Genomic DNA, 13,535 nt, shown 5'->3' on the forward strand with positions numbered 1-13,535 from the left:
CCGTAGCCGGCTAGCTTAGTCCTTCATCTCGTCGCTGCCGGCACTCTCTCGGGCGCGAAAGTCGAGGCTGAGCGAGTTCATGCAATAGCGCAGGCCGGTCGGCGGCGGGCCGTCGGGGAAGACATGGCCGAGATGGCCGTCGCAGCGCGCGCAGCGCGCTTCGGTGCGAACCATGCCGTGGCTGACATCGCTATGCTCGATGACGTGCTCGGGCGAGATCGGCTGGGTGAAGCTCGGCCAGCCCGATCCCGAATCATATTTGTCGGCCGAATCGAACAACGGCAGTGCGCATCCGCCGCAGCGATAGATGCCATCGGCCTTGTTGTTGTCGTAACGGCCGGAAAAGGCGCGCTCCGTGCCGGCTTCGCGGAGCACGTGATAGGCCTCGGGGCTCAACTTCTTGCGCCACTCCGTTTCGGACAGGGTGATGTGATCCATGCGGAGGTTTTTCCAATTAGCTGGGCGTCCGGTCAAGCCGGGAATGGCCGATCCGGGTCAAAGAGGCGATAATCTCGATCAGTCCCGGGATCTGCCGCAGCAGCGGAAGCGCGAACCCGGTGAGGGCCGGGCGCTCAGCGGCGTCGCGGACGAGTCCGGCAAGACGGATCGGTCTGGCAGTGGCGCGCGCAAATCCCTGCTGAAAGCCGGGGGCAGCTGCCGCACCGCCCCCTAGATAGGCATGGCCTGCGCGAATGCCACTGGCGATCGCGATGCCCATGCCCTCGCCGGCGAGCGACGGGATGACGCCAGCCTGGTCGCCGAGCCGGAACAGCCCGGGCGCGCCGTGGAGCGCGCGCCAGCCATAGGGAACGTTGGCGATCGCATCGATCGCTTCGCTGCCGCTGCGATACGCGAAGCGTTCGCCGAGCCGCGGATGGTCGCGCCCGAGCTGGTCGAGCAAGGCGGCGGGGCTGCCCGCTTCGATCAACGCCGAGCGGTGGACCGCGAGGCAGCAATTGGCGCTGCCATCCTCCTGCCGGACGATGCCGACATAGCCGCGGTCGAACAGATGGAGTTCGATCGACTCGCCGATCAGGGCGTCGAGCCCGAGCGCCGCGGGAATACGCACGCGCAAGCCGAGTACGGGATCGCTGCCACGCGCCGCGGCCGGGCGTGCCGCGCCGCGGACGTCATGCTTGCCGCTCGCTAGGAACAGCGTGTCGGCGGCGAGATCCGCACCGTCGTCGAGCCGTGCCGTCAAGCCATCGACGCCGCGCACGGTCACCCCGCGCTCGACCGCCGAGCCAGCTTCGATCGCGCGCTTCAGCATTACCGTGTCGAGCAAATGCCGCGACACGCCATGCGCCGGGCGTGGGAGGCGTGTCTCGACGACGCGGCTGCCCGAAAGCACGCGTACCGTGGTCACGCGCGCGGGACCGAGCGCGTCCGGGGCGACGCCGAGCCGTGCGAGGGATTCGAGGGTGCGCCAGCTCAGGAAACCGCCGCAGATCGCATCGCCCGTCTCGCGGGTTCGCTCGATGAGCAAATGCGGCGCTCCAGCGCGCGCAAGCACGATCGCGGCGCTCGCGCCCGCGGGGCCGCCGCCGAGGATCAGCGCAGGTGTTCGACGCATAACCGAAACGGGAAGGCGCGATAGACACGCGCGGAGACGCCGGCTTCGGCGAGGATCGGGGGCCATTCGGCGGGGCGATACGAGCGAGCGATCGACAGTGTGCCGTCGTGCCGGACGATTCGGTGCCAGCGCGCGAGCGTGGCGAGCAGGGGGAAGCCACGATAGGCGAAGCCGTGGCGGTGGAGATCGTTGACCAGCCAGCCGCGCGCGCTTTCCACCTTCATGAAGCGCAGGAAGGCGATCAGCTGATCGTGGTCCATATGGTGCGCCACGAGGCTCGACACGACGAAATCCCAGCCTTGCCCGGCAAGATCGGCATAGTCGCCGCTCACGTAGCGAATGGGCAGATCGGCCGGCGTGTGGGCAGCCGCGGCAAGCGCACTGCGCGGGTTGAGGTCGACACCGACAAGGTCGGCCGCAATTCCGCGCCGCGCTGCCCAGCGCGCGATTCGCCGCAGCATGTCGCCATCGCCGAAGCCGACGTCGAGCAGCTTTAGGTGGGGGCGCCCCTTGGTTCCGCGGCGCAGGAAGTCGAGTGTCGGTCGCGCCGCCATCGTCACGACGTTCACCTTGGCAAGATCGCCGACGACCGCGGCATAGATGTCGGGCGCCAAATCATCGGCATCCATCAGCTCTTCGGCGATGGCGCGCCGCTCGAGCATCATGCGGCGCTCCGAAAGCCGAACCCTTCGGCGGCGAGGCCGGGGCCGAACGCGAGCGCTACGCCTTCACGAATCGGTGGCCCGGCGAGCAAACGCGCGAGCACGAACATCAAGGTTGCCGACGACATGTTGCCATTGTCGGCGAGCACGCCGCGCGATTCCGTCAGCGCATCGGCAGGCAAGGCGAGGCTCGTCTCGACCGCATCGAGGATCGAGCGACCCCCCGCGTGGATCGCCCAGCCATCGATATCGGCGGGTGCGCGCCCCCCGGTCGCGGCGGCGGCGAAGACCGGGTCGCTCAATCCGGCGGCGATACGCGCCGGGACTTCGCCCGACAGATGCATCGCAAAGCCGCGATCGGTAATGTCCCAGCGAATGAGCTCGGCCGAATCGGGGAGGGTGGTTGCGAAGGGCTGGCCGAGCGCGAGACCTTGCGGCTGGGCGGTGACCAATGCTGCGGCCGCGCCATCACCGAATTGCAGCATTGCGAGCAGGGGCTCGAGCGCAGGCGTGTCCTGAAGATGAAGAGTCGAGAGCTCGACGCAGATGACGAGCACGCGCGCAGCGGGATCCGAGCGCACGATGTGGCGCGCGCTGCGCAAGGCCGCGACAGCGGCGTAGCAGCCCATGAACCCGACCAGCAGCCGCTCGACCGACGGATCGAGCCCGAGTCGCGCGGCAACGATCTGGTCGATCCCGGGGGCGACGAAGCCGGTGCAGCTCGCGACGACCAGGTGGGTAATGCCGTCGAGCGGGACTTGGGCCCGTAGCACATCGATCGCGGCCAGGCTGAGCGCAGGGGCGTATTGCGCGTAGAGTTGCATGCGTTCTGCAGTGCCGGGCAGCAGATCGCGCGCGTAGAAGCCACCCATAGCGACGGGCGACCCGCCATCGTCCCCGATCGGCAGCACCGACCAACGATGCCCGATACCGGCGCGGCCCGCCATCCGGTCGAAGATCTTCGCCGAGCGCGAGTCGGGCAAACGCGCACGCGCCCAGTCGATAAAGGCATGATGAATGTCGTGATCCGGAACGGCGGTGCCGATCGCGATGATATGAGCGGTGCTAGGCAAGCGAGGCTTTCACAGGGCCGGCGGTACGTCCGGTTCGGAGACAACGCTACGCCAGTCGGTACGATCCGCAAGAGGCCGTAGAATCCATGGGACTTAGCCGAAAGGATCGACCGCCACGTCACGGTGTCCCGTGCGTGGCAGCGATTTCCAGAAAAAGTGGTGCGGCCGAGAAGACTCGAACTTCCACGGGCTTTCGCCCACAACGACCTCAACGTTGCGCGTCTACCAGTTCCGCCACGGCCGCACGTAACATCGCCGGGCGAACCCGGCAGCTGGTAGGCGAGCGCCCCTAGCAAAGGCTTTCGGGGAGTGCAACGCCTATCGCATCGATTGCGTTCAGAGTAGCAGCGCGGGATGCCGCGCCACCGCCCCCTGCTCGACGAAACGCGCCGCATTCTCGCGCTTGCGTGGCCGGTCATGCTGACGAGCCTCAACTGGACGATTCTGAGCGTGACCGACATTGTGGTCGTCGGGCTGACCGGCACCGATCAGGTCGCAGCCCTTGGCGCGAGCCGAGCGCTGACCTTCGTGACCATCGTCGGCGGGCTCGCCTGGCTGTCGGGAACGCTGGTCTTCTCTGCTCGAGCGGACGGCGCGAAGGATTTGCCCGAGACGGGGGCGACGTTGCGCGCCGGGCTCGTGCTGGCGGTGTTGCTGGGTCTCGGCGGCGCGCTCGGCTTTGGACTGTTCGCCGAGCGGTTGTTGGCGGCGATCGGCGTGGCGCCGGCGCTGGTCGATCCGGCGGCGCGCGTGGTGCGGGTGATGGCGCTCTGCTATCCCACACAACTGGCGATGATCGCGGCAAGTTTCTTTCTCGAAGGCATTGCGCGACCGCGTCGTGTAATGGGCGTCAACCTCGCTGTGCTACCGATCAATGCGCTGCTCGCCTGGGCCTGGTCGGGCGGGCATCTCGGCTTTCCTGCGCTCGGCGCGGTGGGGGCTGCGCTCGCGACGGCCATGGCGTCATCGCTCGGCGCGGCGGCGATGCTGGGCGCGGCGTGGACCGTCCCGCAGGCACGCGAACGCGGCGTGCGCGATCTGTCGGGCGCGGCGTGGGCGACGGCACTGCGCGGGGCGGGGGGCCTTGCGCGATTTGGGATCGTACCCGCGCTCGCCTCGGGGCTCGAGCTCGCCGGCTTCTCGATCCTGATCGCCCTGTCGACCGATTTCGGTGCGGTAACCGCGCACGCCTTCCAGATCGTCTTTGCGGTCCACAATGTCGTGTTCGGCGTCGCGTTGGGGCTCGGATCGGCCGCCGGGGTCCGTGCCGGCAATGCGGTCGGCGCGGAGACTCCGGCACTGGCGATTCCGCGCGCGCTGATCGCGATGGCGCTGGCGGCGCTGGCGACAGGCGTGCTGGCGATCCTGATCGTGCTCGGGCGCGGCACGATCGTCGCGCTGTTCCCCGCCGCTGCTGGCGTCCACGGCGTGGCGCTGGCGATGCTACCGGTCTGGGCGCCGTTCATCCTGTTCGACGGGGTGCAGGTCGTGATCGTCTACACGCTGCGTTCGCTCGGCGATCAGGTGGTGACGGGGATCAACAGCATCGTCGCCTTCTTCCTCATCACCGGCGGTGCTGGCTGGTTGCTGGTACACCACGGCGCCGGGCCGATCGGACTGGTCTATGCCTCGGGAATCGGAATGGTCGCCGCGACCGTGCTTCACGGCGCGCGCTTTGCGCTGGTCAGCGCGCGGTTTCGCCGGAAAAGCTGAGCACCAGTTCCTTGGCGTTGACCGGCACGTCGAGCTTGGCGCTGTTGAATTCGAGCTTGCCGCGCGGCGCGAGCGTGTTGGCCTCGGGCCGAATCATCCAGCTGAAGACGATGCGGCGTTGCGAATCGCGCAGATCGGCGCGGATGTCGGGCACGGGCTGCGGCGAATCGGTCGGGTTGAGCACGGTGCCGCTGACCGCGAAGATCTCGTTGCCGTTGAAGACATGCTGGTCGATCGGCTTGCTGACGATCTTGAGCGGGGTGCCGGCATTGGGCTGGAACAGGTCGCGCGCGAGCCCGGGGGCGCCCGAATAGACGATGCCGCCGAACGCGGCGAGCATCACGACGCCCGCGGCGAGCGCAGCGACGGTTGCACGCTTTGCCGGGTTACGCCGCGCGCGAAACGGTGGTGCGTGGTCAAAGGCGTCGTAGCTGGGAGCGGCGGGCTCGACCGGTAGAGGCTGCTCGGCGGGCGGCGACGTATCGGCCACCGGCGTTTCGACTCGCGGGGCTTCGACGGCGACGGGCGCTTCGCTGCGCGTGTCCGCAGTCTCGGCGGCAACGCCCTCCTGGAACCAGCTATGCTTGCAACTGGCGCAGCGCACGGTGCGCCCATCGGGCCCGATCGCAGTGTCGGGAACGAGGTAACGCGTGTGGCACTCGGTACATTCGAGGATCATGATACGGCTTTGGCCCCGTTGCCGACCGCTGGCAACGTATCGCGAAATCTACGCCTTTCGCAGATCGGCTGCAAGCGCCGCGACGCGTGCCCGCTTGTGGCGGCGTGGCGGATCGTGCGATGCAGGACTGGGGCATACGATCAGAAGCGAGCAACACGCGCCACCATGGCGAATATCGTCCAGTTCGAGAATGTGGGGCTACGCTACGGCACCAGCCAGGAGACGCTGACCGATGTCAGCTTCACCCTGTCGAGTGGCGCGTTCTATTTTCTGACCGGCGCATCGGGCGCTGGCAAGACCTCGCTGCTGCGGTTGCTCTATCTCGCGCAGCGCCCGACGCGCGGCAACATCCGGCTGTTCGGCGAGGATGCGGTGACGCTGCCGCGCGCGCGGCTGCCGGGGTTTCGGCGGCGGATCGGCGTGGTGTTTCAGGACTTCCGGCTCGTGCCGCATCTTTCGGCGTTCGACAATATCGCGCTGCCGTTGCGTGTTTCGGGCGTTCCCGAAAGCGATATCGATGCGCCGGTGCGCGAAATGCTCGACTGGGTGGGCCTCAGCGACCGCATCACCGCCAAGCCGCAAACGCTGTCGGGCGGCGAGCAGCAGCGCGTCGCGATCGCGCGCGCCGTGATCGGCCGGCCCGAAATCCTCGTCGCCGACGAGCCGACCGGCAACGTCGATCCCGACATGGCCGAGCGGCTGCTGCATCTGTTCGATTCGCTCAACCGGCTCGGCACGACCGTCGTCGTTGCAACGCACGATTTCCACCTGCTCGGGCGGATCCAGAACGCGCACATGATGCGGCTCGACAAGGGGCGCTTGCTCGATCCGACCGGGTCTCTGCGCTTCCCGCCGCCCGCGAACGGCGAATGAGCGTCGCGTTGATCGCCTCGACCCCCGACCGGCGCCTGCTCGACGAGAGCCACAGCACGCGGGTGATGACGTGGATCATGGCGATCATGCTGTTCCTGACGGTGTTGGCGGCAGCGCTCGGGCTGGGGACGCTCGGCGCGGCGGCGCTGCTCGATCGCCAGCTTGCCGGGCGGCTCACCGTCCAGATCGTCGAGCCGGTCGAGGCCAAGCGGCTCGACCAGGCCGCGCGCGCGCTGGCCGCGCTCAAGGCGACGCGCGACGTGACGCGCGCGGTCGAGGTCGATCATGCCAAGCTTGCGACACTGCTGCGGCCCTGGCTCGGCAGCGACGCGGCCGACCCCGATCTGCCGATCCCCGCGATGATCGATGTCGACCTGGGTGTGGCGGATGCCGCCGCGGTGGCGCGCGTGCGCGCTGCGGTCCGGCGCGTCGCGCCGTCGGCGCGGATCGATCGGCATGAAAGCTGGATGTCGCCGGTGCGCGATTTCATGGCGATGGTGACGTGGCTGGCCGGCGGACTCGTCTTGCTGATGGCGGCGGCGACCGCGGCGGTGGTCATTCTTGCGGCGCGCGCGGGGCTCGAAACGCACCGTGCGACGATCGAGGTGCTCCATATGCTGGGCTCGACCGACGTCCAGGTCGCACGGCTGTTCCAGCGCCGGATCGCGCTCGATACGCTGGTCGGCGGGTTGCTCGGGACTGCGCTCGCCTTCGTCATGGTCGGCGTGATCGGCTGGCAATTGCGCGCGCTTGGCTCGGATTTGCTCGCGGGCCTGACGCTCGGTGTGCGCGACTGGATCGTGCTCGCCGGATTGCCGATCGCGTTTGCCCTGCTTGCGACCTTCGCCGCGCGCCAGGCGGTGCTCGGTACGCTCGGCAAATATCTATGATCCTGCGTTTCCTCGCCGTGCTGGCCCTGCTCTACGCGATCGGCTTTGCGATCTTTCTCAAGACGATGCCCGCCCCGGTCGACGGGCCCAAGACCGACGCGATCGTCGTGCTGACTGGCGGGGCAGGGCGGATCGACCGCGGGCTGGCCCTGCTCAAGGCGCATGCTGGACAGCGTATGCTGATCAGTGGCGTCGCGCCCGAAGTGAAGCCGGGCGAACTTGCGCACGAATATCGCGTCAGCCCGGCGCTGTTCCGCTGTTGCATCGATCTCGGCCACGAGGCCGTCGATACGCGCTCGAACGCCGAGGAAACCGCGGATTGGGTGCGCGACCATAAATACACCTCGGTGCGGCTGGTCACGTCGGACTGGCACCTCGCACGCGCCAGGCTTGAGCTCGTGAATGCGCTGGACGGCGATGCGAGCGTGATCGGCGACGGCGTGCCGAGCAGCCCGCGCTATCGGCTGCTGATCGGCGAATACAACAAATTGCTGGTGCGGCGCGTCGCGTTGCTGATCGGGGCCGCCACATGACCGCGTTGCGCAACCTGCTGTTCAAGCTGCTATTCTACGGCGGATCGGTGCCGATTGTGCTGACGACGCCGATCTCGGCACTGATCAGCTGGCGCGCGCTCGTCGCGCACACGCATTTCTGGACGCGCTGGCACGGCTGGACGACGCGCCACATCCTCAGGATCGATCAGCGGATCGAGGGCGGGCGCTTCGGCGACATGGCGTTCGGCGGCGCGCCGGTGCTGTACGCCGCGAAGCACCAGTCGATGTACGAGACGCTCGAGCTCGGGCGGATGCTGCGCAACCCCGCGATCGTGATGAAGCAGGAACTGACCGACATTCCGGTGTGGGGCTGGGCGGCGAAGCGCTATGGCGTCATCGTCGTCGATCGCGAGGCGTCGGCGGGCGCGTTGCGGCGGATGCTGCGCGATGCGCGGGCGGCCTTGGCGGCGAAGCGCTCGATCCTGATCTTTCCCGAAGGCACGCGCGTCGAGCCCGGCGAACAGCCCGAGCTGCGCGCCGGGTTCGCCGGGCTGTACCAAATGCTCAAGATCCCGGTGGTGCCGGTGGCGATCGACAGCGGGCTGGTGTGGCCGAAGCATGGGCCGAAGGTGCCGGGAACGGTGACGTTCCGCTTCGGCGACCCGATCCCGCCTGGGCTGCCGCGCGAGGAAGCCGAGCGCCGCGTCCACGCCGCGATCAACGCGCTGGATGTGCCGCGCGGGTGACGGCAGGGGTAGTCGAAGCGGCTACTCGTGCGTGCGCCCGAAATCGGGCGCCGGGTCGTCCTGCCCCTGTTCGATGATCCCGCGCCGCACCGCGCGCGTCTTGGTGAACAGATCGAACAGCTCGTCGCCCTTGCCCCAGCGAATCGCGCGTTGGAGGGCCGACAGATCCTCCGAGAAGCGCTGGAGCATGTCGAGCACCGCCTCGCGATTGGCGAGGAACACGTCGCGCCACATCGTCGGGTCGGACGCGGCGATGCGCGTGAAATCGCGGAAACCGCCCGCCGAATATTTGATCACTTCGGACTGCGTGACCTCTTCCATGTCCGACGCGGTGCCGACGATCGTATAGGCGATGAGGTGCGGCAAATGGCTGGTGATCGCGAGCACGCGGTCGTGATGATCGGGCGCCATCGTTTCGATCTCGGCGCCCAGCCGCCGCCAGAATTCGGCGACGCGCTCGACCGCGAGCGCATCGGTGCCCTCGGGTGGCGTCAGGATGCACCAGCGCTTGTGGAACAGCGTCGCGAATCCCGCTTCGGGCCCGCTGCGCTCGGTCCCCGCGACGGGATGCGCCGGCACGATCGTCGCGTTCGGTAACGCTGCTGTCAGCGCGCGGACGACTTCGGCCTTGCAGCTGCCGACATCGCTGACGACGGCATCGGCGGGAAGATCGGCGGCGAATTCGCGCGCGGCGGCTTCCATCGCGCCGACGGGCACGCACAGGATGACGAGATCGGCGTCGATCACCGCAGCCCCGCTGCTGCTCGCGACATCGTCGAACATGTCGAGCCGCTCGGCGGTCGCGCGCACATCGGCGTCGGCGTCGTAGCCGGTCAGCGCGACGCTCGGCATCGCGGCACGCGTGGCGCGCGCGATCGAGGATCCGATCAGGCCGATCCCGATGATGGTGACGCGGGCGAAGGGCAGCATGGCGCGGCGCATGGCGGATCGCTGGCGTCATGGCAAGGTTTGCGCCTCTGGCGTTGTCGCGCGCGCCTGCTAGGAGACGGCGAGCAGGAGACGGGAATGCGGGGTGGCGAGACGGTCTGGCATGCGCTCGAGGCGGCGCGACAGGCCAATCTGAGCGAGGCGGGCATCGCCCCGCCGGTGGCGGGCGATACCGGCCAGACGCGGCGTGCGGTGTTGCTGGCGCTGGGCGCGGCTGGCGCGGCGGCGGCGCTGCCACGTCCCGCCTTCGCCGCGCCGGGCGGCGGCCCGGTGGCGATCATCGGCGGCGGGATCGCCGGGCTGACCGCGCTCTGGCACCTGACGCAAGCCGGGATCGATGCGCAGCTCTACGAGGCGCGGACGCGGCTCGGCGGGCGGATGTACACCGCGCGCGAACCCGGCAAGCCGACGGTCGAGGCGGGCGGGCAGCTCGTCAACACCGACCATGCCGACATGCACACCCTCGCGCGCGAATTCGGTCTGTCGCTGCTCGACCGCAAGGGCGCGCCGCATCGCACCGTCATCCTGAGCGACGGCAAGGAAGTCCCCGAGGGCAAGCTTGCCGGTGCCTTGCGCGGGATCGCCGGGCAGATCGACGCCGATTCGGTGCGGCTCGACCAGAATTACGCCAAGGTCGCACTCGAGCTCGATGCGATGAGCTTCACCTCGTATCTCGACAAGCACGCCGCGCTGATGCCCGAGCCGTGGGTCCGCCGCTTGATGGAAGCGACCGCGCGGACCGAATATGGCGCCGAGCCGGGGCAGGCCTCGGCGATCGAGCTGGTCTTCAACCTGCCGTCGATCTCGGGACGGCGGATCGACGTGCTCAGCCGCAGCGACGAACGCTATCTGATCGAGGGCGGCAGCAGCGCGCTGATCGCGGCGATGGCGGCGCGGCTGACCGGGCGCATCACCACCAACCGCCGCGTGACGCGGGTCGACCCGTTCGGACCCGGCGTGCGGATCGTCTTTTCGGACGGCAAGACCGTCGATGCCGCCAACGTCATCGTCACGACGCCCGCGTCGGTCACGCGGAAGATCGATTTCCGCATTCCGCTGCCGCCGCTGTGGACGCGCTTCATCGCCGAGGTCGGGCTTGGCGTGAACATGAAGGTCCAGGCCGGGATGAGCGCGCGGCCGTGGGACAAGGTGATGGGCCGCGGCGGCGAGATCTGGCAGACCAATCCGCGCGGTGGCGTCGCCAGCGGCTGGGACGGTAGCGTGCGCGGGCGCGGCGCGAGCGGCGATGTCTGGACGTGGTTCCTCGGTGGCGCCGAAGTCGCGGCGGCCGATACGCCCGAACCCGCCGCACTGGCCAAGCGCTTCGCTGCGCAAGCCGAGGCCGGGCTGCCCGGGATCACCGCGGCGACGAGTGCGTTCGCGCGGCGCAGCACCTGGCACCGCGATCCGCTGTCGATGGGCGCCTATGTCAATTTCCGCCCCGGCCAGCTGACGCGCTTCGGCCGGCTGATCTGGACCGAGGTCGATGGCATGGCGAAGGCGCCGGTGCCGTCGGGTCCGGTGCTGTTCGCCGGCGAGCATCTGTCGGATGCCTATCCCGGCTATATGAACGGCAGCGCGCAGACCGGGCGGCTGGCGGCGCAGACGATCATCGCAGGGCGCGCGCATGCGCGCCGCTTGAGTTGAGCCCTGCGCGAGCCTAACCGCAGGCCATGAGCGAAGATCCGCGTTTCGGGCTAGCCCGCCATGTCAGCCTGCCGGGGCCGCTCCGGCTCGATGGCGGGGTGCTGCTCTCGCCGGTCGAGATCGCCTACGAGACCTATGGCACGCTCAACGCCGACGCCAGCAACGCGATCCTGCTGTGCCACGCGCTGACGGGCGACCAGCATGTCGCCTCGGCGCATCCGGTGACGGGCAAGCCCGGCTGGTGGGTGCGGATGGTCGGCCCGGGCAAGCCGATCGACCCCGCGCGGCACTTCATCGTCTGCGCGAACGTGCTGGGGAGCTGCATGGGTTCGTCGGGCCCCGCGACGATCAACCCGGCGACCGGCGCGCCGTGGGGGATGAGCTTTCCCGTCATCACGATCCGCGACATGGTGCGCGCGCAAGCGCTGCTGCTCGATCATCTCGGGATCGCGACGCTGCAGGCCGTCGTCGGCGGGTCGATGGGGGGGATGCAGGCGGTGAGCTGGCCCGCGACCTTCCCCGACCGGGTCCGCGCCGCCGTGGTGATCGCCTCGACCGCGCGCCATACCGCGCAGAACATCGCCTTCCACGAAGTCGGGCGCCAGGCGGTGATGGCCGACCCGAAATGGCGCGGCGGCGCCTATTACGAAGCGGGCGACCCGCCCGCGGCGGGGCTCGCGGTCGCGCGGATGGCGGCGCACATCACCTATCTGTCCGAGGCTGGCCTCACCGAGAAGTTCGGCCGCCGGCTGCAGGCGCGCCCTGACCGCCCCGACGGCGCGATCAGCTTCGGCTTCGACGCCGATTTCCAGATCGAGAGCTATCTGCGCCATCAAGGGATCAGCTTCGTCGATCGCTTCGACGCCAACTCGTATCTCTACATTACGCGGGCGATGGATTATTTCGATCTCGCAGGCGAGCATGGCGGGCAGCTCGCCAACGCCTTCCGCGCGACCAAGGCACGCTTTTGCCTCGTCAGCTTCGACACCGACTGGTTGTACCCGACCGCCGAATCGCGCGCGATCGTCCATGCGCTGAACGCCGCCGGCGCGCCGGTCAGCTTCGTCGAGCTGTCGAGCCCGTACGGCCACGACGCCTTCCTGCTCGAAGCGCCCGAGATGAATCGTGTCGTCAACGGCTTCCTGAGGGCTGGCGAATGATCACGGTATCCGACGACAAGAGCGCGCTCGACGTGGCACAGATCCACGCCTGGCTGGCCTCGAGTTACTGGTCGCCGGGAATCGCGCGCGATCTGGTCGACCGGACGATCGCCGGGTCGCACTGTCTGGGCGCGTACCGCGACGGCGTACAGGTCGGCTATGCCCGCGCCATCACCGATCGCGCGACCTTTGCCTGGATCGCCGATGTCTGGATCGACGCCCCGGCACGCGGGCAGGGACTGGGGCGGCGGATGGTGCAATGGTTCGTCGACCATCCCGACTATCAGGGCATCCGTCGGATCGCGCTCGTCACGGCCGACGCGCACGGCGTTTACGAAGCGATCGGCTTCCACGCCCCGCTCCGACCCGAACGCTATATGGAGCGGCTCGACCCCGCCTTCGCCGCGGCGCTGCGCGCATGACCGCGCTCCGCCCCGACCTCGCGATCATCGCCGAGCATGTTGCTCCCGGCACGCGGATCCTCGACGTCGGCTGCGGTGACGGCGCGCTGATGGCCGCGCTGCGCGATACCAAGCGCGTCGATGCGCGTGGGCTCGAGCTCGATGCCGGCAATGTCGCGGCCGCGGTGTCGCGCGGGCTGTCGGTGATCCAGGGCGACGCCGATGTGGATCTCGCCGAATATCCGGAGGCGAGCTTCGATTACGCGATCCTAAGCCAGACGCTGCAGACCGCCAAGCGCCCTGATGCCGTGCTCGATCATCTCCTCCGCGTCGGCCGCCAGGCATTCGTGTCGTTCCCGAACTTCGCGCATTGGCGCGTGCGGATGTCGCTGCTGTGGGGCGGCCGGATGCCAGTGACGCGGCTCTTGCCCGAGCGCTGGTACGACACGCCCAACATCCATCACGTCACGATCGACGATTTCCGCAGCTTCGTGGCTGAGCGCGGAATCGTCGTCGAAGGGGCGTGGTTCCTCTCGGGCGACAAACGTACCGGGACCGCAGCGGCCAACATCCTTGCCGAACATGCCGTCTTCCTGCTGCGCAAACCGGCATAAGCGCGAGGAACCAAAGCGTCCGACGCGGGGTTACTTGGTTTCGTAACACAACCAAGGTCCGC

Annotated in this window: 15 protein-coding genes and 1 tRNA gene; 9 read left to right on the top strand and 7 right to left on the bottom strand. The window is 68.6% G+C overall.

The annotated features are described in order from the left end of the window. Positions 1-15: 15 nt before the first annotated feature. From msrB to ABIB28_RS07995, 5 genes are all read right to left on the bottom strand, one after another. The gene (gene msrB / locus ABIB28_RS07975) at positions 16-438 is read right to left on the bottom strand and encodes a peptide-methionine (R)-S-oxide reductase MsrB (protein WP_189676528.1); all 423 of its coding nucleotides are present in this window, start codon (positions 436-438) and stop codon (positions 16-18) included. 16 nt (positions 439-454) lie between these two features. Continuing rightward, positions 455-1,573 carry an NAD(P)/FAD-dependent oxidoreductase gene (locus ABIB28_RS07980; RefSeq protein WP_354287647.1) on the bottom strand — a complete coding sequence of 373 codons (1,119 nt, stop codon included), beginning with the start codon at positions 1,571-1,573 and terminating at the stop codon, positions 455-457. Then, on the bottom strand, positions 1,552-2,238 hold the full coding sequence (locus ABIB28_RS07985) for a methyltransferase domain-containing protein (RefSeq protein ID WP_354287649.1): 687 nt from the start codon (positions 2,236-2,238) through the stop codon (positions 1,552-1,554). Before ABIB28_RS07985 ends, ABIB28_RS07980 begins: the two co-directional genes overlap by 22 nt. Then, positions 2,235-3,308: a type III polyketide synthase gene (locus ABIB28_RS07990; protein ID WP_354287651.1), complete on the bottom strand. Its 1,074-nt coding sequence runs from the start codon at positions 3,306-3,308 to the stop codon at positions 2,235-2,237. Before ABIB28_RS07990 ends, ABIB28_RS07985 begins: the two co-directional genes overlap by 4 nt. Before the next feature lie 157 nt (positions 3,309-3,465). Then, positions 3,466-3,552: transfer RNA gene (locus tag ABIB28_RS07995), tRNA-Leu, on the bottom strand. A gap of 110 nt (positions 3,553-3,662) precedes the next feature. Here ABIB28_RS07995 and ABIB28_RS08000 point away from each other — a divergent pair. Continuing rightward, entirely contained in the window at positions 3,663-5,021 is a 1,359-nt protein-coding gene (locus tag ABIB28_RS08000) for an MATE family efflux transporter (protein ID WP_354287653.1), read from the top strand. Here the strand turns inward: ABIB28_RS08000 and ABIB28_RS08005 are convergent. After that, positions 4,993-5,700 carry an MJ0042-type zinc finger domain-containing protein gene (locus ABIB28_RS08005; protein ID WP_189676532.1) on the bottom strand — a complete coding sequence of 236 codons (708 nt, stop codon included), beginning with the start codon at positions 5,698-5,700 and terminating at the stop codon, positions 4,993-4,995. The two genes, ABIB28_RS08000 and ABIB28_RS08005, sit on opposite strands and share 29 nt — an antisense overlap. Before the next feature lie 165 nt (positions 5,701-5,865). Between ABIB28_RS08005 and ftsE the strand changes: the two genes are divergently transcribed. Genes ftsE through ABIB28_RS08025 form a run of 4 tightly spaced genes read left to right on the top strand, consistent with a single transcriptional unit; the run spans position 5,866 to position 8,703 of the window. After that, positions 5,866-6,573 (top strand): cell division ATP-binding protein FtsE, encoded by a 708-nt coding sequence (gene ftsE / locus ABIB28_RS08010; protein ID WP_133191228.1) that lies wholly within the window; start codon positions 5,866-5,868, stop codon positions 6,571-6,573. Continuing rightward, entirely contained in the window at positions 6,570-7,463 is an 894-nt protein-coding gene (locus ABIB28_RS08015) for a cell division protein FtsX (RefSeq protein WP_354287656.1), read from the top strand. The genes ftsE and ABIB28_RS08015 overlap by 4 nt, the downstream gene beginning before the upstream one ends. Next, on the top strand, positions 7,460-7,996 hold the full coding sequence (locus tag ABIB28_RS08020) for a YdcF family protein (RefSeq protein ID WP_322161519.1): 537 nt from the start codon (positions 7,460-7,462) through the stop codon (positions 7,994-7,996). Before ABIB28_RS08015 ends, ABIB28_RS08020 begins: the two co-directional genes overlap by 4 nt. Further along, on the top strand, positions 7,993-8,703 hold the full coding sequence (locus ABIB28_RS08025) for a lysophospholipid acyltransferase family protein (protein ID WP_133191222.1): 711 nt from the start codon (positions 7,993-7,995) through the stop codon (positions 8,701-8,703). The genes ABIB28_RS08020 and ABIB28_RS08025 overlap by 4 nt, the downstream gene beginning before the upstream one ends. Positions 8,704-8,724: 21 nt before the next feature. On the opposite strand, the gene ABIB28_RS08030 is transcribed toward ABIB28_RS08025, so the two are convergent. Then, positions 8,725-9,633 carry a prephenate/arogenate dehydrogenase family protein gene (locus tag ABIB28_RS08030; protein ID WP_354287659.1) on the bottom strand — a complete coding sequence of 303 codons (909 nt, stop codon included), beginning with the start codon at positions 9,631-9,633 and terminating at the stop codon, positions 8,725-8,727. Positions 9,634-9,729: 96 nt separating this feature from the next. Here ABIB28_RS08030 and ABIB28_RS08035 point away from each other — a divergent pair, with 96 nt between their 5' ends. Genes ABIB28_RS08035 through metW form a run of 4 tightly spaced genes read left to right on the top strand, consistent with a single transcriptional unit; the run spans position 9,730 to position 13,473 of the window. Then, the gene (locus tag ABIB28_RS08035; RefSeq protein WP_354287661.1) at positions 9,730-11,298 is read left to right on the top strand and encodes a flavin monoamine oxidase family protein; all 1,569 of its coding nucleotides are present in this window, start codon (positions 9,730-9,732) and stop codon (positions 11,296-11,298) included. A 26-nt stretch (positions 11,299-11,324) separates the two neighbouring features. After that, positions 11,325-12,458 carry a homoserine O-acetyltransferase MetX gene (gene metX, locus ABIB28_RS08040; RefSeq protein WP_354287663.1) on the top strand — a complete coding sequence of 378 codons (1,134 nt, stop codon included), beginning with the start codon at positions 11,325-11,327 and terminating at the stop codon, positions 12,456-12,458. Next, positions 12,455-12,880, top strand: a complete 426-nt coding sequence (locus ABIB28_RS08045) for a GNAT family N-acetyltransferase (protein ID WP_354287665.1) — start codon at positions 12,455-12,457, stop codon at positions 12,878-12,880. The genes metX and ABIB28_RS08045 overlap by 4 nt, the downstream gene beginning before the upstream one ends. Then, positions 12,877-13,473: a methionine biosynthesis protein MetW gene (metW, locus tag ABIB28_RS08050; RefSeq protein WP_354287667.1), complete on the top strand. Its 597-nt coding sequence runs from the start codon at positions 12,877-12,879 to the stop codon at positions 13,471-13,473. Before ABIB28_RS08045 ends, metW begins: the two co-directional genes overlap by 4 nt. Positions 13,474-13,535 lie beyond the last annotated feature (62 nt).

The sequence above is a fragment of the Sphingomonas sp. UYEF23 genome (assembly GCF_040546165.1).
GTDB lineage: Bacteria > Pseudomonadota > Alphaproteobacteria > Sphingomonadales > Sphingomonadaceae > Sphingomonas > Sphingomonas glacialis.